Origin of the sequence: Pseudomonas sp. GOM6 (assembly GCF_029537485.1) — a bacterium.
GTDB lineage: Bacteria > Pseudomonadota > Gammaproteobacteria > Pseudomonadales > Pseudomonadaceae > Aquipseudomonas.
In genome coordinates this window covers 54,960-73,487 of sequence record NZ_JARPUS010000014.1, presented here as the reverse complement: position 1 = coordinate 73,487, position 18,528 = coordinate 54,960, and the positions used below count along the sequence as shown (strand labels likewise).

General features: G+C 62.8%; 18 protein-coding genes. 16 read left to right on the top strand and 2 right to left on the bottom strand.

What is annotated here, in order from left to right; all coding sequences use genetic code 11:
• The first annotated feature begins 52 nt into the window (after positions 1 to 52).
• Both motA and motB read left to right on the top strand, forming a co-directional pair.
• Positions 53 to 904, top strand: a complete 852-nt coding sequence (gene motA, locus P7A97_RS16205) for a flagellar motor stator protein MotA (RefSeq protein ID WP_277691053.1) — start codon at positions 53 to 55, stop codon at positions 902 to 904.
• Between the two features lie 13 nt (positions 905 to 917).
• Positions 918 to 1,943: a flagellar motor protein MotB gene (gene motB / locus P7A97_RS16200; RefSeq protein WP_277691052.1), complete on the top strand. Its 1,026-nt coding sequence runs from the start codon at positions 918 to 920 to the stop codon at positions 1,941 to 1,943.
• 32 nt (positions 1,944 to 1,975) lie between these two features.
• Here motB and rsgA read toward each other — a convergent pair whose 3' ends face one another.
• The gene (gene rsgA, locus P7A97_RS16195) at positions 1,976 to 3,007 is read right to left on the bottom strand and encodes a small ribosomal subunit biogenesis GTPase RsgA (protein WP_277691050.1); all 1,032 of its coding nucleotides are present in this window, start codon (positions 3,005 to 3,007) and stop codon (positions 1,976 to 1,978) included.
• 84 nt (positions 3,008 to 3,091) lie between these two features.
• On the opposite strand from rsgA, the gene P7A97_RS16190 reads away from it, so the two are divergent.
• Both P7A97_RS16190 and orn read left to right on the top strand, forming a co-directional pair.
• Positions 3,092 to 3,862, top strand: coding sequence for a class I SAM-dependent methyltransferase (locus P7A97_RS16190; RefSeq protein ID WP_277691049.1), 771 nt, complete (start codon positions 3,092 to 3,094; stop codon positions 3,860 to 3,862).
• Positions 3,863 to 3,900: 38 nt separating this feature from the next.
• Positions 3,901 to 4,446 carry an oligoribonuclease gene (orn, locus tag P7A97_RS16185; RefSeq protein ID WP_277691047.1) on the top strand — a complete coding sequence of 182 codons (546 nt, stop codon included), beginning with the start codon at positions 3,901 to 3,903 and terminating at the stop codon, positions 4,444 to 4,446.
• A 33-nt stretch (positions 4,447 to 4,479) separates the two neighbouring features.
• Here the strand turns inward: orn and queG are convergent, their stop codons facing one another.
• On the bottom strand, positions 4,480 to 5,544 hold the full coding sequence (queG, locus tag P7A97_RS16180; RefSeq protein WP_277691046.1) for a tRNA epoxyqueuosine(34) reductase QueG: 1,065 nt from the start codon (positions 5,542 to 5,544) through the stop codon (positions 4,480 to 4,482).
• Positions 5,545 to 5,608: 64 nt separating this feature from the next.
• Between queG and P7A97_RS16175 the strand changes: the two genes are divergently transcribed.
• The 12 genes from P7A97_RS16175 (at position 5,609) to P7A97_RS16120 (ending at position 18,528) form a co-directional block, all read left to right on the top strand.
• Positions 5,609 to 7,108 (top strand): NAD(P)H-hydrate dehydratase, encoded by a 1,500-nt coding sequence (locus P7A97_RS16175; RefSeq protein ID WP_277691044.1) that lies wholly within the window; start codon positions 5,609 to 5,611, stop codon positions 7,106 to 7,108.
• A gap of 26 nt (positions 7,109 to 7,134) precedes the next feature.
• Positions 7,135 to 7,551: a tRNA (adenosine(37)-N6)-threonylcarbamoyltransferase complex ATPase subunit type 1 TsaE gene (gene tsaE / locus P7A97_RS16170; protein ID WP_277691110.1), complete on the top strand. Its 417-nt coding sequence runs from the start codon at positions 7,135 to 7,137 to the stop codon at positions 7,549 to 7,551.
• Between the two features lie 16 nt (positions 7,552 to 7,567).
• Complete coding sequence (locus P7A97_RS16165; protein WP_277691043.1) at positions 7,568 to 9,007, top strand: N-acetylmuramoyl-L-alanine amidase; 1,440 nt, start codon at positions 7,568 to 7,570, stop codon at positions 9,005 to 9,007.
• A complete protein-coding gene (gene mutL / locus P7A97_RS16160) occupies positions 9,004 to 10,887 on the top strand; it encodes a DNA mismatch repair endonuclease MutL (protein ID WP_277691042.1) in 1,884 nt (627 codons plus the stop codon). The genes P7A97_RS16165 and mutL overlap by 4 nt, the downstream gene beginning before the upstream one ends.
• A 34-nt stretch (positions 10,888 to 10,921) precedes the next feature.
• A complete protein-coding gene (miaA, locus tag P7A97_RS16155) occupies positions 10,922 to 11,884 on the top strand; it encodes a tRNA (adenosine(37)-N6)-dimethylallyltransferase MiaA (RefSeq protein WP_277691041.1) in 963 nt (320 codons plus the stop codon).
• A 99-nt stretch (positions 11,885 to 11,983) separates the two neighbouring features.
• Positions 11,984 to 12,238 carry an RNA chaperone Hfq gene (gene hfq, locus P7A97_RS16150; RefSeq protein ID WP_277691040.1) on the top strand — a complete coding sequence of 85 codons (255 nt, stop codon included), beginning with the start codon at positions 11,984 to 11,986 and terminating at the stop codon, positions 12,236 to 12,238.
• Between the two features lie 12 nt (positions 12,239 to 12,250).
• Positions 12,251 to 13,552, top strand: a complete 1,302-nt coding sequence (hflX, locus tag P7A97_RS16145; RefSeq protein WP_277691039.1) for a ribosome rescue GTPase HflX — start codon at positions 12,251 to 12,253, stop codon at positions 13,550 to 13,552.
• Positions 13,553 to 13,649: 97 nt separating this feature from the next.
• A complete protein-coding gene (gene hflK / locus P7A97_RS16140) occupies positions 13,650 to 14,789 on the top strand; it encodes an FtsH protease activity modulator HflK (protein WP_277691038.1) in 1,140 nt (379 codons plus the stop codon).
• Entirely contained in the window at positions 14,789 to 15,658 is an 870-nt protein-coding gene (gene hflC / locus P7A97_RS16135) for a protease modulator HflC (RefSeq protein ID WP_277691037.1), read from the top strand. Before hflK ends, hflC begins: the two co-directional genes overlap by 1 nt.
• Positions 15,659 to 15,768: 110 nt before the next feature.
• Entirely contained in the window at positions 15,769 to 15,954 is a 186-nt protein-coding gene (locus P7A97_RS16130) for a DUF2065 family protein (RefSeq protein ID WP_277691036.1), read from the top strand.
• Between the two features lie 34 nt (positions 15,955 to 15,988).
• Positions 15,989 to 17,176, top strand: a complete 1,188-nt coding sequence (locus P7A97_RS16125; protein WP_277691034.1) for an ATP phosphoribosyltransferase regulatory subunit — start codon at positions 15,989 to 15,991, stop codon at positions 17,174 to 17,176.
• Positions 17,177 to 17,232: 56 nt separating this feature from the next.
• On the top strand, positions 17,233 to 18,528 hold the full coding sequence (locus P7A97_RS16120) for an adenylosuccinate synthase (protein WP_277691032.1): 1,296 nt from the start codon (positions 17,233 to 17,235) through the stop codon (positions 18,526 to 18,528).

Here is an 18,528-nt window from a genome sequence, read left to right as displayed (position 1 = left end):
AAGGGTTGTTTTGCATAACCCTTTCGACTGACTCAGCAAGCATATTTTTCTCATGGTCAAGATCATCGGCATCCTGGTTGTTTTCGGCTGCGTAATCGGCGGTTTCATTCTGTCCGGCGGCAAGTTCATGGCGCTGGTGCATCCTTTCGAAGTGCTGATCATCGGCGGCGCTGCATTAGGTGCTTTCCTGCAGGCCAACCCTTCCAGCGCCTTCATGACGGTTTTCAAGAAGTCGCTGGCGATGTTCAGCAGTCGTTTTACCCATGCGTTTTATCTGGAAGTGCTGAAGCTGCTCTACGAGATCCTCAACAAGAGTCGTCGCGAAGGCATGATGGCCATCGAGGCGGATGTTGAGGATCCCAATGCCAGTCCGATCTTCAGCAAGTATCCGGGGATCCTCAAGGATGCGCGGATGACCGAGTTCATCTGCGATTACCTGCGCATCATGTCCAGTGGCAACATGGCGCCGCACGAGCTGGAAAACCTGTTCGACATGGAAATCGCCAGCCTGAAGGAAGAACTGGAGCACCCGTCCCATGCCGTCGCCAAGGTCGCCGATGGCATGCCGGCGATGGGTATCGTTGCTGCTGTATTGGGTATCGTGATCACCATGTCGATCCTCGCCAGCGCGAGCAACGCGCAGATCGGTGAGAAGGTCGGTACCGCGCTGGTCGGCACCTTCCTCGGTATTCTCGCTTCCTACGGCTTCTTCGCCCCGCTGGCCGGCGCCCTGGAGCACGATGCCAAGGAGGAGCTGAATCTTTACGAAGCGATCAAGGCCACGCTGGTCGCCTCTGCTTCCGGCATGCCCCCGACCCTGGCCGTGGAGTTTGGTCGTAAGGTACTTCTGCCTGCGCACCGCCCGAGCTTCAGCGAGCTCGAGCAGGCCATGCGCGGCAACTGATCAAGGCTGAGCCATGGAGAACAATCAGCCGATACTGGTCAAACGGGTCAAGAAAGTTGCCGGCGGCCACCATGGTGGTGCCTGGAAGATCGCCTTCGCCGACTTTGCCACCGCCATGATGGCTTTCTTCCTGGTGATGTGGCTGATGTCCTCGGCCACGCCGGAGCAGAAGAAGGCAATTTCCGGCTACTTTCAGGACCCGATCGGCTTCACCGAGAGCGCCAGCCCCTACGTCATCGATCTGGGAGGCACGCCAACACCGGCGCCGGATCGAACCCTCAATCCCGAGATGAAGGATGCCCCGGACGCTGCCGAGTCAGCGGTCGACGCCGAGTCTGATCAGGAGGCCTCGGTCAATAAGGAGCAGGCCGAAAGCCTGGCCGAGCAGATCGAGCGTGAGCGCCTGGAGCTCCTGTTGCAGGAGCTGCAGACCAAGGTCGATGAGAACCCGCAGCTGCAAAAGTTCAAGGATCAGATCCTCTTCGAGATCACCCAGGACGGTCTGCGCATCCAGATCATGGATGCCGAGAACCGGCCCATGTTCGACATCGGCAGTGCGCGGTTGCAGCCCTATTTCGAGGACATCCTGTTGATCCTCGCCGAAACCATCAAGGAAGTGCCGAACAAGATCAGCGTCAGCGGCCATACCGATGCCAAGCCCTTTGCCGGCACCGGCGAGTTTGGCAACTGGGAGTTGTCGGCCAACCGTGCCAACGCCGCGCGGCGCACACTGGTGGCGGGTGGCTATCCGGACGATAACGTGGCGCGTGTCGTTGGCTATGCCTCATCAGCGCTGTTTGATCGCAATGACCCGTTCAACCCGGTGAATCGTCGCATCGACATCATCGTGCTCACCAAGAGGGCCCAGCGTGCCATCGAGGGCGAGCAGGACGGTGGTGCTGTGGAGCCTGAGGTGCCCACTGAGGCGTCTTCAACTCCACCTGTCGCGCCTGGGGCGCCCGTGCAGGCGCCTGAGTTGCGACAGCGATTGAACATCTTCGAAGAGGGTGCCCTGCAGTTCGATGAACCTCAGGAGTGAGTAAAAAGCCGCGATGATCGCGGCTTTTTTACTTAGTACTCGTCTTGGCTGATACCACTCAGGATATGGCGGTAGCTGGCCATGCGCTGCGGCTGGATACGCCCATCCTCCAGGGCTTTAAGCAGGGCGCAGCCTGGCTCACGGTCGTGCTTGCAGTCGCGGAAGCGACAGGTGCCGAGCAGGTCGCGGAATTCGATGAAGCCGGCTTCCACGTCGTCGCGGCTGACGTGGGCCAGACCAAATTCGCGGATACCGGGGGAGTCGATCAGCTCGCCGCCGCCCGGGAAGTGGAACAGGCGCGCCGTGGTGGTGGTGTGGGTGCCCTTGCCGGTGACTTCCGACAGCGCACCGACGCGGGTGTCCACGCCCGGCAGCAGGCTGTTGACCAGCGAGGACTTGCCGACACCTGACTGGCCGACGAAGACGCTGACGTGGCCGTCCAGGCGAACCTTCAGCTCTTCCATTCCGCCACCTTCGCGCGCCGAGACTTCCAGCAGTTCGTAACCTAGTTGGCGATAGGTGGTGAGCAGGCCGTTGAGGTGCGCGGCGTTTTCGTCGTCGATCAGGTCGGCCTTGTTGAGCAGCAGCAGTGGGCGGATGCCTGCATGTTCGGCGGCGACCAGGTAGCGGTCGATCAGATTGGCGTGGGCGTGCGGCAGGGGGGCGAAGACAATCACGATCAGGTCGACGTTGCCGGCCACCGGCTTGAGTTGGCCACGCATGTCCGGGCGGCACAGCTCGGAGGTTCTCGGCAGTTGGGCGACAATCACGCCGTTGCCCTGATGACCGGGGCGCCACACCACGCGGTCGCCGGTGACCAGCGCCGGCAGGTTGGCGCGCAGATGGCAGCGTTGCACCTGGCCGCTCAGCTCGCCTTCCAGGGCCTCGACCTCGACCTGTACGCCGAAGTGGGCGATGACCAGGCCGGTCTGCTCCGGGCCGAGGTCGCCGCCTTCCAGCTCTTCGAGCATGCGTGACTCGCGCTTGGCGGCACGGGCGGCGCGCTCTTCCTGAACCTTGTCGATGCGCCAGCTTTGGCGACGGGTGAGTTGGCGTTTGGCCATGATGATTCCGCAGGGAGAAAACGGCGGCGAGTTTAGCACGGGCGCCATATGGCCCTGGCGCTTGCCTGCTGGTAAAACGACGGCATGTTCGAACCTCTACGCAGCCGTTACCCGGCACTGCTGGCCTTGTTGGCCCAACTCATGGCGCTGTTATCCATTGCCCTGTTGCTGTGGGCGTTGGCGCAGCTGGGCGCCTGGCGACCCAGTCTGATGCAGGCGGCGCTGGCACAGGGGCTGCTGGCGGCAATGTTGGGTCAGTGGCTCGGATTGCGGCGCTGGTGGCTGGTGCTCAACCTGTTTTTTTTGCCGGCGTTGCTGGCTTTACAGGCGCGCCAGTGGCCGGGTTGGTGGTTTCTGGTGGCTTTTTTGCTGTTGCTGTTGCTCAACTGGAACAGCTTTCGCGAGCGGGTGCCGCTGTATCTCAGTGGGGCTCGTACGCGGCAGTTGCTCAGTCAGCGCCTGTCCCGCCTGCCCGAGGGCTTTGCTTTTGTCGACCTGGGCTGCGGCCTGGCCAGCACGCTGGTGCAACTGGCGCGCGACTATCCGGCGGCGCGACTGGTCGGGGTAGAGACTGCGCCCCTGGTGTTTGCCCTGGCCTGGCTGCGCTGCCTGCCCTATCGCCATTGCCGGGTCCATTACCGCAGCCTGTGGCGCGAGGATCTGGCTGCTTACGACGCGGTCTACTGTTTCCTGTCGCCGGCCCCCATGGCCGAGCTGTGGGCCAAGGCACGGCGCGAGATGCGCCCCGGCAGTCTGCTGATCAGCAACAGCTTCGAGGTGCCGGGCGTGCCGGCGCAGGAAGTTGTCGAGCTGAACGACTGGCGCAACTCGCGTCTGCTGCTGTGGCGTCTGTGAACGGCTAAACTGCTGCCATTCGCACAGGAGTAACCCTTATGCCGCAGAGCGCCAACAACCTGATCTGGATCGACCTGGAAATGACCGGTCTTGAGCCGGAGCAGGACGTGATCATCGAGATCGCCACCATCGTTACCGACCCTGACCTGAATATCCTCGCCGAAGGCCCGGTGATCGCCGTGCACCAGAGCGATGCCAAGCTGGCTGCTATGGACGAGTGGAACACCCGCACCCACGGCGACAGCGGCCTGACCCAGCGGGTACGCGAGAGCAAGATCGATACCGCCGAGGCTGAGGCGCAGACCATTGCCTTCCTGCAGCAGTGGGTGCCAATCGGCAAGTCGCCGATCTGTGGTAACAGCATTGGCCAGGATCGGCGCTTCCTCTACAAATACATGCCGGCCCTGGAAGCCTATTTCCACTACCGCTATCTGGACGTCTCTACCCTGAAGATTCTCGCGGGCATGTGGGCGCCACAGGTCAAGGACTCGTTCCAGAAGCAGGGCACCCATCAGGCACTGGACGATATCCGTGAGTCCATTGCCGAACTCAAGCACTATCGTGAGCACTTTCTCAAAGTCTGAGTCTTGTGAAAAAGCCCGCTGCTGCGGGCTTTTTCATGCCTGGGCGTGGCGCTGCAAGGCCCATTCGACATGTTCGCGCACCAGGGGAGAAGGGTGCTCGCGGCGTGCCTGCAGCGCCTGCAGCACGGGAATGGTCGAGGGTGCGTTGCCCAGACCCACGGCCAGGTTGCGCAGCCAGTTTTCGTAGCCTGTGCGGCGTAACGGCGAGCCTTCGGTGCGGCTGAGAAACTCCGCTTCCGTCCACAGGAACAGCTCGGCCAGGCTGCTATTGTCCAGGCCGTGGCGCGGCTGGAAGTCCCCCTGTTCGGTGGGGCGGGCGAAGCGGTTCCACGGGCAGACGATCTGGCAGTCGTCGCAGCCGAACACGCGGTTGCCGATCAGGCTGCGCAGCTCGACGGGGATCGCACCTTTGAGCTCGATGGTCAGGTAGGAAATGCAGCGCCGCGCATCCAGCACATGGGGGCCGACAAAGGCCTGGGTCGGGCAGATGTCCAGACAGGCGCTGCAGCGCCCACAGTGCTCGCTGCCGTGGGGGGCGTCGACTGGCAGTGGCAGGTCGACGAACAGCTCGCCGAGGAAGAACCAGCTGCCGGCCTTGCGGTTGAGTACCAGGGTGTTCTTGCCGATCCAGCCCAGGCCGGCTTTCTCGGCGATAGCCTTTTCCAGCACCGGGGCACTGTCGACGAAGGCGCGATAGCCGAACGGGCCGATGGCGGCCTGGATGCGTTCAGCCAGTTGTTGCAGGCGCTTGCGGATCAGCTTGTGGTAGTCGCGCCCCAGGGCGTAGCGCGACACGTAGGCTTGCTCGGGCTGGGCCAGGCGTTCGGCCATCTGGGTGTCGCCAGGCAGGTAGTCCATGCGCAGCGAGACCACGCGCAGGGTGCCGGGCACCAGTTCGTCGGGGTGTGAGCGCTTGCTGCCGTGGGCGGCCATGTAGTCCATCTCGCCCTGGTAGCCGGCATCCAGCCAGCGCTGCAGGTGCTGCTCGTGTTCGCCCAGTTCGACGTCGGTGATGCCGACCTGCTGAAAGCCCAGCTCGCGGCCCCAGTCCTTGATGGCTTGGGCGAGATGCGCGAGATCGGGTGGGGAGCTGGACATGACAGGGCGGCAGGGCAAGGGAGATGGGTATAATTCTGCCAGACCTCGCCCAGAAGCGCCGAACATGCCTGCCGACGACACTCTTCTACCTCTGCCTTTGTACAGCGCCGCCCAAGTGCGTGAGCTGGATGTGCGGCTGATTGCCGCCGGCACGCCGGGCTTCGAGTTGATGCAGCGTGCCGCCCATGCCACCTGGCGTGCCTTGCGCCGACGCTGGCCACAGGCGGGCGAGATTACCGTGCTGGCCGGCTCTGGCAACAACGCTGGTGACGGCTATCTGGTGGCCGAACTGGCACGCAAGGCCGGGTGGGCCGTCAGCGTGCTGGCGCTGGGCGCGCCGGATCAGCTGCGGGGGGATGCGGCTACAGCCCATGCTGCGGCGTTGGCTGCGGGCGTGAGGGTGGAGGCCTGGCATGACGGCGCCGAGTTGCGTGGCGTGCTGGTCGATGCCCTACTCGGTGCGGGGTTTCAGGGCGAGCTGCGCCCGGCCTATGCCACTGCCGTTGAGGCGATCAATGCCTCCGGGTTGCCGGTGCTGGCGGTGGATATCCCTTCCGGGCTCTGTGCCAATACCGGTCATGTGGCTGATTTGGCGGTGCGCGCCGATCTCACCGTCAGTTTCATCGGTCTGAAGGTTGGTCTGTTCACCGGCGTTGCCGCGGACTGGGTCGGCGATTTGGTGTTCGATGATTTGCAGGCCGGGCCGAGCATCGTCGCGCAGCAGGCGTTCAGCGCGCTACGCCTTGCGGATGCGGCCTTGCCGCGCCTTGCGCCGCGTGCACGCAGTGCGCACAAGGGCAGTTTTGGTCATGTGCTGGTGATCGGTGGCGACCGTGGCTTCGGTGGCGCTGCGCTGCTGGCGGCTGAAAGCGCGTTGCGCGCAGGGGCTGGGCTGGTTTCGCTGGCTACCCGCCCGGAGCATGTGGCCGCCAGCCTGGCGCGCCTGCCGGAAGTGATGTGCGTGGCCTGCGAGTCCACCTATCAGTTGCCGACGCTGTGCCAGCGCGCCGATGTGCTGGTGGTCGGTCCTGGCCTGGGGCTGCAGCCCTGGGGGCGCAGTCTGATCAGTGTGGCGGCAGCCAGCGCCTGTGCGCAGGTCTGGGATGCCGATGCTCTCAATCTGCTGGCTGCGGGCCAGATCGAGCTTCCTGCGGATTGCGTACTGACTCCGCACCCGGGCGAAGCCGCGCGCCTGCTCGGCCGCAGTACAGCCGAGGTGCAGGCCGATCGCCCTGCCGCGGCCCTGGCGCTGGCGCAAAAGTACCAGGCAGTGGTGGTGCTCAAGGGCGCCGGCAGCCTGGTCGTTTCGGCCGATGGGCATTTGCGCCTGTGCGATCAAGGACATCCGGCCATGGCTACAGCCGGCCTGGGTGACGTGCTGGCCGGTTTGATCGGTGCGCTGCGTGGTCAGGGGCTGGAGGCCTTCGAAGCTGCTTGCCTGGGCGTCTGGCTGCACGCCAGTGCCGGGCAGCAACTCGGCGAGCTGGGCCGTGGGCTGGCGGCCAGCGATTTGATTCCTACCATCCGTCAGTTGTTACAGGAGCATGCCCCGTGCCTGCAGTGACTCTCTATGCCGAAGGCGAAGACGCCATGCTTGCGCTGGGCGCGCGCCTGGCCCAGGCGACCGGCGGTCGCGGCATCATCTATCTGCATGGCGACCTGGGCGCCGGCAAGACCACGCTGTCACGCGGCCTGCTGCGTGGCCTGGGCCATCAGGGCGCGGTGAAGAGCCCGACCTTTACCCTGGTCGAACCCTACGAGCTGGGCGAGCTGCGCGCCTATCACTTCGACCTGTATCGACTGGTCGACCCCGAGGAGCTGGAGTTTCTCGGCATCCGCGACTATTTCGAAGGCGATGCCCTGTGCCTGATCGAGTGGCCGCAGCGCGGCGCCGGCGTTTTGCCAAAGGCAGACATGGACATTACCATTAGCCCGCAAGGAGTCGGCCGGTCGCTGCACCTGCAGCCACACAGCGCGCGGGCCGAGGCGTGGTGTGCTGCCTTATAAGAGTCTGTATATAAAAATGGGGAAGGCTATGCGCATGCGGGCGCTGTTGGGTGGGCTGGGATTGATGCTGACGGTCGTTGCGGCCGATGTGCTGGCCGCCTCGGAAGTCCGTAGTGTGCGCCTCTGGCGAGCGCCGGATAACACCCGTCTGGTGTTCGACCTGTCCGGCCCCGTGCAGCACAGCGTGTTCACTCTGGCGGCTCCCAATCGCATCGTGATCGATGTCAACGGCGCCCAGTTGGCTGCCAAACTCGATCAGTTGTCCCTGAGCAACACCCCCATCACGGGTATCCGTTCCGCCCAGCGCTCGGCCGATGATCTGCGTCTGGTGCTGGACCTGTCTGCCGAGGTTACGCCCAAAAGCTTCAGCCTGGCGCCCAATCAGCAATACGGCCATCGTTTGGTCGTTGACCTGTTTGATCGGGATGCGGCGCCAAGCGTGCCGCAGGTAGCATCGACTGCACCACCTGTCAGTCGTCCGGTTCAGGCCTCCGTAGTGCCCGGTAGCACGCCGACCAAGCTGCCGCCGGTGCCGGGTGGGCAGCGCGATATCGTAATCGCTATCGATGCCGGGCATGGTGGCGAGGATCCAGGTGCTCTTGGTCCTGGTCGCAAGCTCTACGAGAAGAACGTTACGCTGGCGATTTCCAAGGAGCTGCAGCGGCAGATCAATGCCGAGAAGGGCTTCCGTGGCGAGCTGGTGCGTACCGGCGACTACTTTATTCCGCTGCGTAAGCGTACCGAGATCGCCCGCAAGAAGGGCGCCGATCTGTTTGTCTCCATCCACGCCGATGCCGCGCCGCGTGCAGCAGCCTTCGGTGCTTCCGTCTATGCCCTGTCCGAGCGTGGTGCGACCTCGGAGACCGCGCGCTGGCTGGCCGATGCCGAAAATCAGTCCGACTTGATCGGCGGGGCTGGCAACGTCAGCCTGGATGACAAGGACCGCATGCTGGCCGGTGTGCTGCTCGACCTGTCGATGACCGCTTCGTTGTCGTCCAGCCTGAACGTCGGGCAGAAAGTCCTGAGCAACATGGGTAGCATCACTCCGCTGCACAAGCGTCGGGTCGAACAGGCTGGGTTCATGGTGCTCAAATCACCCGACATTCCCTCTATCCTGGTGGAGACCGGTTTCATCTCCAACCCCAATGAAGCCAAGAAACTTTCCACCACCAGCCATCAGCAGGCCTTGGCGCGTTCGATTACCAGCGGTGTGCGCCAGTTCTTCCAGCAGAACCCACCACCGGGCACCTACATCGCTGCGCTGCGCGACCAGGGCAAGCTGCCCAGCGGGCCGCGCGAGCATGTGGTCAGCTCCGGTGAGAGCCTGGCGCTGATTGCTCAGCGCTACCAGATCAGCCTGGCCTCTCTGCGCAGTGCCAATTCGCTGAAGACTGACGTGATCAAGGTCGGCCAGACTCTGCAGATTCCGGCGACGGCGCTGGCAGGCCAGCCATGAGCGAGGCGCGTCGTATCCAGCTGTTGAGCCCGCGGCTGGCGAACCAGATTGCCGCCGGCGAGGTGGTCGAGCGGCCCGCGTCGGTCGCCAAGGAGCTGCTGGAAAACAGCCTGGATGCGGGTGCCAAACGCATCGATGTGGAAGTCGAGCAGGGCGGCATCAAGCTGCTGCGCATTCGCGATGATGGTAGTGGCATTCCGGCCGACGACCTGCCGCTGGCCCTGGCGCGCCATGCCACGAGCAAGATTCGTGAGCTGGAAGACCTGGAGGCGGTGGCCAGTCTGGGTTTTCGTGGCGAGGCGCTGGCTTCGATCAGCTCCGTGGCACGGCTGACCATGACTTCGCGCACGGCCGATGCCGAGCAGGCCTGGCAGGTGGAAACCGAAGGTCGCGACATGGCCGCGCGAGTGCAGCCCGCCGCGCATCCGGTCGGCACCTCGGTGGAAGTGCGCGACCTGTTCTTCAATACTCCGGCGCGGCGCAAGTTCCTGCGTGCGGAGAAGACCGAATTCGATCACCTGCAGGATGTCATCAAGAAGCTCGCCCTGGCGCGCTTCGATGTGGCTTTCCATCTGCGCCACAACGGCAAAACGGTGTTCGCCCTGCATGAGGCCAATGACGATATCGGTCGCGCCCGGCGGGTGGCCAGCGTCTGTGGTTCGGCCTTTCTCGAGCAGGCCCTGCCCATCGAAGTGGAGCGCAATGGCCTGCATCTGTGGGGCTGGGTTGGCCTGCCGACGTTTTCCCGCAGCCAGGCTGACCTGCAGTATTTCTACGTGAACGGCCGCATGGTGCGCGACAAGCTAGTCGCCCATGCGGTGCGCCAGGCTTATCGCGACGTGCTGTTCAACGGTCGTCATCCCACCTTCGTACTGTTCCTGGAAATCGACCCCGCGGTGGTGGACGTCAATGTGCACCCGACCAAGCACGAGGTGCGTTTCCGCGACAGTCGCATGGTGCATGACTTCCTCTATGGCACCCTGCATCGCGCGTTGGGTGATGTGCGCCCGGAAGATCAGTTGGCCGCGCCTGCCGCGGTGGGGCAGATCGTGCGTCCCTCCGGCCTGGCTGCCGGGGAGTTCGGTCCGCAGGGTGAAATGGGGCTCTCTGCTGCCCGGGTGCTGGAGCAGCCCCAGGCTCAGCCGGACTCCGTGTGGCGCTCTGCTGGTGCCGGTTACCAGGCGCCGCGCCCGCAAGGCGCGATGCCGCAGGCCGAGGCTCAGGGTGCTTACCGTGAGTATTTCGCCCCGCTCCCAGAATCAGCCCCGGCAGCCCTGCCGCAGACGCAGGGCGATATCCCGCCGCTGGGCTATGCCCTTGCCCAACTCAAGGGCGTCTACATCCTTGCCGAAAATGCCCAGGGCATGGTGTTGGTGGACATGCATGCGGCGCACGAGCGCATCACCTATGAGCGCCTGAAAACTGCAATGGCTAGCGAAGGTCTGCGCGGCCAACCCCTGCTGGTGCCCGAATCGATTGCCCTGAGTCAGCGCGAAGCCGATTGCGCCGAGGAGCATGCACAGTGGTTCCAGCGCCTGGGCTTCGAGTTGCAGCGCCTGGGCGAAGAAAGCTTGGCGATCCGGCAGATTCCGGCACTGCTCAAACAGGCCGAGGCTACCCAGCTGGTGCGGGACGTGCTGGCTGATCTGCTGGAATACGGTACCAGTGACCGCATTCAGGCTCATCTGAACGAGCTGCTGGCGACCATGGCCTGTCATGGCGCCGTGCGGGCCAATCGGCGCCTGACCCTTCCCGAGATGAACGGACTGCTGCGCGATATGGAAAACACCGAGCGCAGCGGTCAGTGCAACCATGGGCGTCCGACCTGGACGCAGCTGGGCATGGATGATCTCGACAAGCTGTTCCTACGCGGTCGCTGAGCCCGGACTTACTGCGCCTGGAGCGCTACCTGAGATGTCGAAGCACCTGCCGCCTGCAATCTTCCTGATGGGGCCTACCGCCGCCGGGAAGACCGATTTGGCTCTGGCTCTGGCCGATGCGCTGCCTTGCGAGCTGATCAGCGTCGATTCGGCACTGATCTATCGGGGTATGGACATCGGCACGGCCAAACCCGACAAGGCGACGCTGGAACGCTACCCGCACTGTTTGGTCGATATCTGTGATCCTGCCGAAAGCTACTCGGCGGCCGAGTTCCGCACCGATGCCCTGACCGCCATGGCCGATATCACTGCGCGAGGCCGTATTCCGCTGCTGGTTGGCGGCACCATGCTTTATTACAAAGCATTGCTGGAAGGCTTGGCTGAAATGCCCAGCGCCGACCCAGTCGTGCGCGCTGAGCTGGAGGCCTGGGCTGCGGCCGAAGGCTGGGAGGTGTTGCATAGTGAGCTGGCGCGGGTCGATCCGCAGTCGGCGGCACGAATCCATCCGAATGACCCGCAGCGCCTGACTCGTGCCCTTGAGGTGTATAGGGTCAGTGGTCTTAGTATGACCGAGCTTCATCAGCGGCAAAATGGCGCTACGCAGGCGCCTGGTATGGCGCATTTGCCTTATACTGTGGCGCAATTCGCCATAGCTCCGGTCGAGCGCAAGGTGCTGCACGAGCGTATCGCGCTGCGTTTTCATCTGATGCTGGAACAGGGCTTTGTCGAAGAGGTCGAAGCGTTGCGCATGCGGGGCGACCTGCATGCTGGATTGCCTTCTATCCGCGCAGTGGGCTACCGCCAGGTATGGGATTACCTGGGTGGGCAGCTAACCCGCGAGGACATGACGGAAAGAGGCATTATTGCCACTCGTCAGCTGGCCAAACGACAGTTCACTTGGTTGCGGGGGTGGGAAAACCTGCACTGGCTGGACAGTCTGGCCAATGACAATCTGGCTCGCGCCTTGAAATACCTACATTCGGTCACCATATTGTGATGGGACCTGTTTATTCGCCGTCTATCCTTGGTTTTTGAGGCCTATACGGCATAAGCCATCTTGGCGTTACTACATTTGACCCTTTAAGGAGTGCGGCACATGTCAAAAGGGCATTCGCTACAAGACCCTTACCTGAATACCCTGCGTAAGGAACGCGTACCGGTTTCCATCTATCTGGTCAACGGCATCAAGCTGCAAGGTCAGATCGAATCCTTCGACCAGTTCGTGATTTTGCTGAAGAACACTGTCAGCCAGATGGTCTACAAGCACGCCATTTCCACCGTTGTGCCGAGTCGTCCGGTGCGTCTGCCCAGCGCGGGCGAAGGCGAGCAAGTCGAGCCGGGCAACGCTTGATAGGAGCCAGCCTTGTTCTTTGAGCGCCACGGCGGCGGTGAGCGGGCCATTCTCGTTCATCTGGAAGGCAGTAACCCCGAGGCGGCTGAAGACCCGCAGGAGTTTCAGGATCTGGCGCTCTCTGCGGGTGCGGATATGGTGGCGCTGGTCACCGTATCGCGCCACGTGCCCAGCGCCAAGTTCCTGATCGGCAGCGGTAAGGTCGAGGAGCTGCGCGACCTGGTAAAAGTCGAAGAGGCCGATTTGGTCATCTTCAATCACACCCTTACGCCCAGTCAGGAACGTAACCTCGAGCGTGTGTTTGAGTGTCGCGTGCTTGATAGGACAGGGCTGATTCTCGATATCTTCGCCCAGCGCGCCCGTACCCATGAGGGCAAACTGCAGGTCGAGCTGGCTCAGCTGGACCATATGAGTACGCGTCTGGTGCGCGGCTGGACCCACCTAGAGCGGCAGAAGGGGGGTATCGGCCTGCGCGGCCCGGGTGAAACCCAGCTGGAAACCGACCGTCGTCTGCTGCGAGTGCGTATTCGCCAGATCAAGCAGAAGCTGGAAAAGGTACGCAGTCAGCGTGAGCAGGCCCGGCGTGGTCGGCGGCGTGCCGATGTACCCTCCGTATCTCTGGTCGGTTACACCAACGCCGGCAAGTCGACCCTGTTCAACAGCCTGACCACGTCCGAGGTGTATGCGGCCGATCAATTGTTCGCCACGCTCGATCCGACCCTGCGCCGGCTCGAATTGGACGACCTGGGGCCGGTGGTGCTGGCCGACACCGTGGGGTTCATTCGCCATCTGCCGCACAAGCTGGTCGAGGCCTTCCGCGCCACGCTGGAAGAGTCCAGCAACTCCGATTTGCTGTTGCATGTCATCGACGCCCACGAGCCCGAGCGTGAGCAGCAGATGGAGCAGGTCATGGCGGTACTTGGCGAAATCGGTGCCAATGAGCTGCCGATGCTTGAGGTCTACAACAAGATCGACATGCTGGAAGGCGTCGAGCCGCAGATTCAGCGCGACGGTGATGGCAAGCCTGAGCGTGTCTGGCTATCGGCGCGTGATGGCAAGGGCCTTGACCTGCTGCGTCAGGCAATCGCCGAGTTGCTCGGTGAAGATCTATTTGTGGGTACTTTACGTCTGCCGCAGCGGCTGGGGCGCTTGCGAGCGCAGTTCTTCGAGTTGAATGCAGTGCAGGACGAGCAGCACAACGAAGTGGGCGATACTCTGCTGGCAATCCGCTTGCCGCGTGCCGAGCTCAACCGACTGGTTAGTCGAGCGGGTTTGGTGCCGCAGGAGTTTCTCGCGCAACATACTTTGCAATAAAGCCCGAGCCATCGTTTTTTGCGGCTGGTAACGGGCTTTCTGTAGCATGGGGCGGCGCGTCGTGAGCGCGTCTTTGCTTTATCAGATGGAGAGCGCTATGGCTTGGAATGAGCCGGGTGGCAACTCGAACAATCAGGATCCCTGGGGTGGCCGCAAGGGCGGCGGACGCCAGGGGCCGCCGGATCTCGACGAAGCCTTCCGCAAACTGCAGGAGAGCCTGAACGGTATCTTCGGTGGCGGCAAAAAACGTAATGACAATGGTCAGGGCGGCGGTTTCGGTTTGCTCTGGATCGGTGCTGCGCTGCTTGGCGCGGTCTGGCTGTGGAATGCCGTGTACATCGTCGATGCTCAGGAGCAGGCGGTGATTCTGCGTCTTGGCAAGTATCACGACACCGTGGGTCAGGGTCTGAATATCTACTTCCCGCCGATCGACAAGAAGTTCCAGGAGAACGTCACTCGCGAGCGTTCGTTCTCCAAGCAGGGGCAGATGCTCACCGAGGACGAGAATATCGTCGAGGTGCCGCTGACCGTGCAGTACAAGATCAGCAACCTGAAGGACTTCGTGCTCAACGTCGATGCGCCTGAGGTCAGTCTGCAGCACGCTACTGAGAGTGCTCTACGCCACGTTGCCGGTTCCACCTCGATGGATGAGGTGATTACCTTGGGGCGTGAGCAGATGGGTACCGAAGTCAGCAAGCGTCTGCAGGATTTCCTCGATGACTATGGCACGGGTATCACCATTACCCAGGTCAACATTCAGCGCGCCACGGCGCCGGCCGAAGTGAAGGACGCCTTCGACGACGTGATTCGTGCCCGTGAAGATGAGCAGCGCGAGAAGAACCTGGCCGAGACCTACGCCAATGGGGTGGTTCCCGAGGCGCGTGGTCAGGCTCAGCGCATCATCGAAGATGCCAACGGTTACCGTGACGAGGTGGTTTCACGTGCAGAGGGTGAGGCAGATCGCTTCAGCAAGCTGCTGACCGAGTACCGCAAGGCCCCTGAAGTGACCCGTCAGCGTCTGTATCTGGACACCATGCAGGAAGTCTTCGGCAACACCAGTAAGGTGCTCGTCACTAGCAAGGAAGGGCAAAACAATCTGCTCTACTTGCCGCTGGACAAGATGGTCGATTCGCGCTCTGGCACTTCTGCTTCTGCGACTTCGAGCAATAGCGACGCCGGTTCGCGCATCATCAAGGACATGCAGCAGCGTGACCTGCGCACGAGGGAGAGCCGCTGATGAGCAATAAATCCCTGTTTGCCTTGATTGCTGCGGTGGTCTTGGTCGTGGTTGGCTGGAACAGCCTGTATATCGTCAATCAGACGGAAAAGGCGGTGCTGTTGCAGTTCGGTAAGATTGCTGAAGCTGACGTGCAGCCTGGCCTGCATGTAAAAGTGCCGGTGATGAACCAGGTGCGCAAATTCGATGCACGCCTGCTGACTCTGGAATCGCCAATCCAGCGTGTTCTGACGCTGGAGAAGAAGGCGGTGATGGTCGATGCCTACGCCAAATGGCGCGTGGCAGATGCCCAGCGCTATTACACGGCGACTTCCGGCATTCGCCAGATTGCCGATGACCGTCTGTCCCAGCGTTTGATCACGGCACTGGCCAACCAGTTCGGTACCCGCACTCTGCATGAAGTGGTTTCCGGTGAGCGTGACGCGCTGATGGCGGCCATTACCAAGTCGTTGAACGGCATGGCGCAGAAGGAGTTGGGCATCGAGGTGGTGGACGTTCGCGTCAAGGCCATTGATTTGCCCAAAGAGGTCTATCGCAGCGTGTTCGATCGCATGAGCTCGGAGCGTGAGCGCGAGGCCCGCGAGCATCGCGCCAAGGGTCGCGAGCTGGCCGAGGGTATTCGTGCCGACGCTGACCGGCAGAAGCGAGTGATTGTCGCGGAGGCCTATCGCGAGTCCGAGGAAATCCGCGGTGATGGCGATGCCAAGGCAGCAGCCATCTATGCCAAGGCCTATGGGCAGGACCCAGAGTTCTACGCTTTCTACCGTAGTCTGGGCGCCTACCGCGATAGCTTCGCCAGCAAGAGCGATGTGCTGGTGCTGGACCCCGATAGCGAGTTTTTCCGCTATCTGCAGCAGTCCAAGCCCTAATCCAGTCACCCCGGCGCGGCCATTCGGCCGCATCGGGGTGATCTTCGGGGAAAACGTGTTATCATGAGTCAGCCGGGAAAAAGCCCGGCTTTTTTGCGTCTGCGGGAATCATGTGGCAGGAACTGGGCATCGCGATTTGTCTGATGTTGGTGCTGGAAGGCATCCTGCCCTTCCTCTATCCGCGACGTTGGCGTGGGGCTATCACGCAACTGGCTCAGCTGTCCGATCGTCAGCTGCGCCTCATGGGGCTGGCCAGCATGCTGCTGGGAACTGCCCTCCTTTATTTGCTTCACTGAAGGCTGCCGCCCGTACCGAGAGGGGAATGGCGAAATGGCAACGGTAGACCGCTGGCTGCTGCCAGATGGCATCGAAGAAGTACTGCCGCCGGAAGCGGCACTGATCGAAACGGCGCGCCGCCAGGTACTGGATCTGTTCCAGCGCTGGGGCTACGAGTTCGTCGTTACTCCGCACATCGAATATCTTGAGTCCCTTTTGACGGGTGCTGGTCAGGATCTGGATCTGCGTACCTTCAAGGTGACTGATCCGCTGTCAGGCCGGCAGATGGGTTTTCGCGCCGACATCACCCCGCAGGTGGCGCGGATGGATGCTCACAGTCTGCGCCGCGAAGGCCCCAGCCGCCTGTGCTACGCCGGTAGCGTGCTGCATGCCAAGCCGCGTGCCCTGGCCACCTCGCGCAGCCCGATCCAACTGGGTGCCGAGTTGTATGGCGACGCCAGCCCGGCCAGCGATGTGGAAGTCATCAGCCTGATGCTCGACACACTGGCGCTGGCCCGCGTGCCGGATGTGCACATGGACCTCGGTCATGTCGGCATCTACCGCGGCTTGGCTCGTGCGGCAGGCTTGTCCGGCGAGGCCGAGCAGCAGCTGTTTGACGCCCTGCAGCGCAAGGCTGTCGATGAGGTTGATGCGCTCACCGAATCCCTGCAGCCGCACCTGGCCAGCATGTTGCGCGCACTGGTCGAGCTGTGTGGCGGTCGCGAAGTGCTGGACCTGGCCCAGGCCTGCCTGGTCGAGGCGCCAGCTGAAGTGCACGCAGCGCTGGATCAACTGGTCGCCATCGCAGACCAGCTGGAGCTGCGCTACCCCGAGCTGCCGCTGTATTTTGACCTCGGCGAGCTACGCGGCTACCACTACCACACAGGCGTGGTGTTCGCCGCTTTTGTGCCGGGTGTCGGTCAGTCCATCGCCCAGGGTGGCCGCTACGATGATGTAGGCGGCAACTTCGGTCGTGCGCGCCCCGCCACGGGCTTCTCCACCGACCTGAAGACGCTGGTGACGCTGGGTGACATGCAGGCCGAGGCTCAAGTCGGCGGCGTCTGGGCGCCTGACCACCATGATCTGTATTTGTGGCAGACCGTGCAGCGACTGCGCAGCGAAGGTGTTCGCGTGGTTCAGGCCCTGCCTGAGCAGGATGTGAGCGCAGCGAGCGAGGCGGGCTGTGATCGCCAGCTGCAGCTGCGCGATGGCCGTTGGCAAGTGGCGCCGCTGGCGTCCTGACGAGTTTTCCGCCGGCTGCGGCCGGCATCGAGCTTTCCGAATAGAGGACAAGTGTTATGGGTAAGAATGTCGTCGTCCTGGGCACCCAGTGGGGTGATGAGGGCAAGGGCAAGATCGTCGACCTGCTGACCGAGCAGGCCGCCGCGGTAGTGCGCTATCAGGGTGGTCACAATGCCGGCCACACCCTGGTCATCGACGGTGAAAAGACCGTACTGCACCTGATCCCGTCCGGCATCCTGCGTGAAGGCGTGCGCTGCCTGATCGGCAACGGTGTGGTGGTCGCCCCCGACGCCCTGATGCGCGAAATCACCAAGCTGGAAGAGAAGGGCGTACCGGTGCGCGAGCGCCTGCGCATCAGCCCGTCCTGCCCGCTGATCCTGTCCTACCATGTGGCGCTCGACCAGGCCCGTGAGAAGGCCCGCGGCGATGCCAAGATCGGTACCACCGGTCGCGGCATTGGCCCGGCCTACGAAGACAAGGTGGCCCGTCGCGGCCTGCGTATCGGTGATCTGTTCCACCGTGAGCGCTTCGCTTCCAAGCTCGGCGAGCTGCTGGACTACCACAACTTCGTGCTGGTCAATTACTACAAGGAACCGGCCATCGATTTCCAGAAGACGCTGGATGAGTGCATGGCCTATGCCGAGCAGCTGCGCCCGATGATGACTGACGTCACGTCCGAGCTGCACGAGCTGCGTCGCGCCGACAAGGACATCATGTTCGAAGGCGCCCAAGGCTCGCTGCTGGACATCGACCACGGCACCTACCCCTACGTCACCAGCTCCAACACCACCGCCGGCGGCACCGCCACCGGCTCCGGTTTCGGTCCGCTGTACCTGGACTACATCCTCGGTATCACCAAGGCCTACACCACTCGTGTCGGCTCCGGTCCGTTCCCCACCGAGCTGTTCGACGAGACCGGCGCCTACCTGGCCAAGAAGGGCCACGAGTTCGGCTCCACCACCGGTCGCGCCCGTCGCTGTGGCTGGTTCGACGCGGTAATCCTGCGCCGCGCCATCGAGATCAACAGCATCTCCGGACTGTGCCTGACCAAGCTGGACGTGCTCGACGGCCTGGAAACCATCCGTATCTGCACCGGTTACAAGGATGCCGCCGGCAACCTGCTGACCGACGCGCCGACCGACGCCGACAGCTACATCGGCCTGCAGCCGGTGTACGAAGAGATGCCGGGCTGGACCGACTCGACCGTCGGCGCCAAGAGCTTGGAAGAGCTGCCGGCGGCTGCCCGTGCCTACATCAAGCGCGTGGAAGAGCTGGTCGGTGCGCCGATCGACATCATCTCCACCGGCCCGGATCGCAACGAGACCATCGTGCTGCGTCATCCGTTCGCCTGA

What these genes read in the sequence shown, in the direction of transcription:
- hflC (WP_277691037.1), top strand. Translation starts at nt 14,789, where the DNA reads ATGAGCAATAAATCCCTGTTTGCCTTGATTGCTGCGGTGGTCTTGGTC.
- motB (WP_277691052.1), top strand. Translation starts at nt 918, where the DNA reads ATGGAGAACAATCAGCCGATACTGGTCAAACGGGTCAAGAAAGTTGCC.
- hfq (WP_277691040.1), top strand. Translation starts at nt 11,984, where the DNA reads ATGTCAAAAGGGCATTCGCTACAAGACCCTTACCTGAATACCCTGCGT.
- P7A97_RS16175 (WP_277691044.1), top strand. Translation starts at nt 5,609, where the DNA reads ATGCCTGCCGACGACACTCTTCTACCTCTGCCTTTGTACAGCGCCGCC.
- queG (WP_277691046.1), bottom strand. Translation starts at nt 5,544, where the DNA reads ATGTCCAGCTCCCCACCCGATCTCGCGCATCTCGCCCAAGCCATCAAG.
- hflK (WP_277691038.1), top strand. Translation starts at nt 13,650, where the DNA reads ATGGCTTGGAATGAGCCGGGTGGCAACTCGAACAATCAGGATCCCTGG.
- mutL (WP_277691042.1), top strand. Translation starts at nt 9,004, where the DNA reads ATGAGCGAGGCGCGTCGTATCCAGCTGTTGAGCCCGCGGCTGGCGAAC.
- P7A97_RS16125 (WP_277691034.1), top strand. Translation starts at nt 15,989, where the DNA reads ATGGCAACGGTAGACCGCTGGCTGCTGCCAGATGGCATCGAAGAAGTA.
- motA (WP_277691053.1), top strand. Translation starts at nt 53, where the DNA reads ATGGTCAAGATCATCGGCATCCTGGTTGTTTTCGGCTGCGTAATCGGC.
- P7A97_RS16120 (WP_277691032.1), top strand. Translation starts at nt 17,233, where the DNA reads ATGGGTAAGAATGTCGTCGTCCTGGGCACCCAGTGGGGTGATGAGGGC.
- miaA (WP_277691041.1), top strand. Translation starts at nt 10,922, where the DNA reads ATGTCGAAGCACCTGCCGCCTGCAATCTTCCTGATGGGGCCTACCGCC.
- P7A97_RS16165 (WP_277691043.1), top strand. Translation starts at nt 7,568, where the DNA reads ATGGGGAAGGCTATGCGCATGCGGGCGCTGTTGGGTGGGCTGGGATTG.
- P7A97_RS16190 (WP_277691049.1), top strand. Translation starts at nt 3,092, where the DNA reads ATGTTCGAACCTCTACGCAGCCGTTACCCGGCACTGCTGGCCTTGTTG.
- P7A97_RS16130 (WP_277691036.1), top strand. Translation starts at nt 15,769, where the DNA reads ATGTGGCAGGAACTGGGCATCGCGATTTGTCTGATGTTGGTGCTGGAA.
- tsaE (WP_277691110.1), top strand. Translation starts at nt 7,135, where the DNA reads ATGCTTGCGCTGGGCGCGCGCCTGGCCCAGGCGACCGGCGGTCGCGGC.
- rsgA (WP_277691050.1), bottom strand. Translation starts at nt 3,007, where the DNA reads ATGGCCAAACGCCAACTCACCCGTCGCCAAAGCTGGCGCATCGACAAG.
- orn (WP_277691047.1), top strand. Translation starts at nt 3,901, where the DNA reads ATGCCGCAGAGCGCCAACAACCTGATCTGGATCGACCTGGAAATGACC.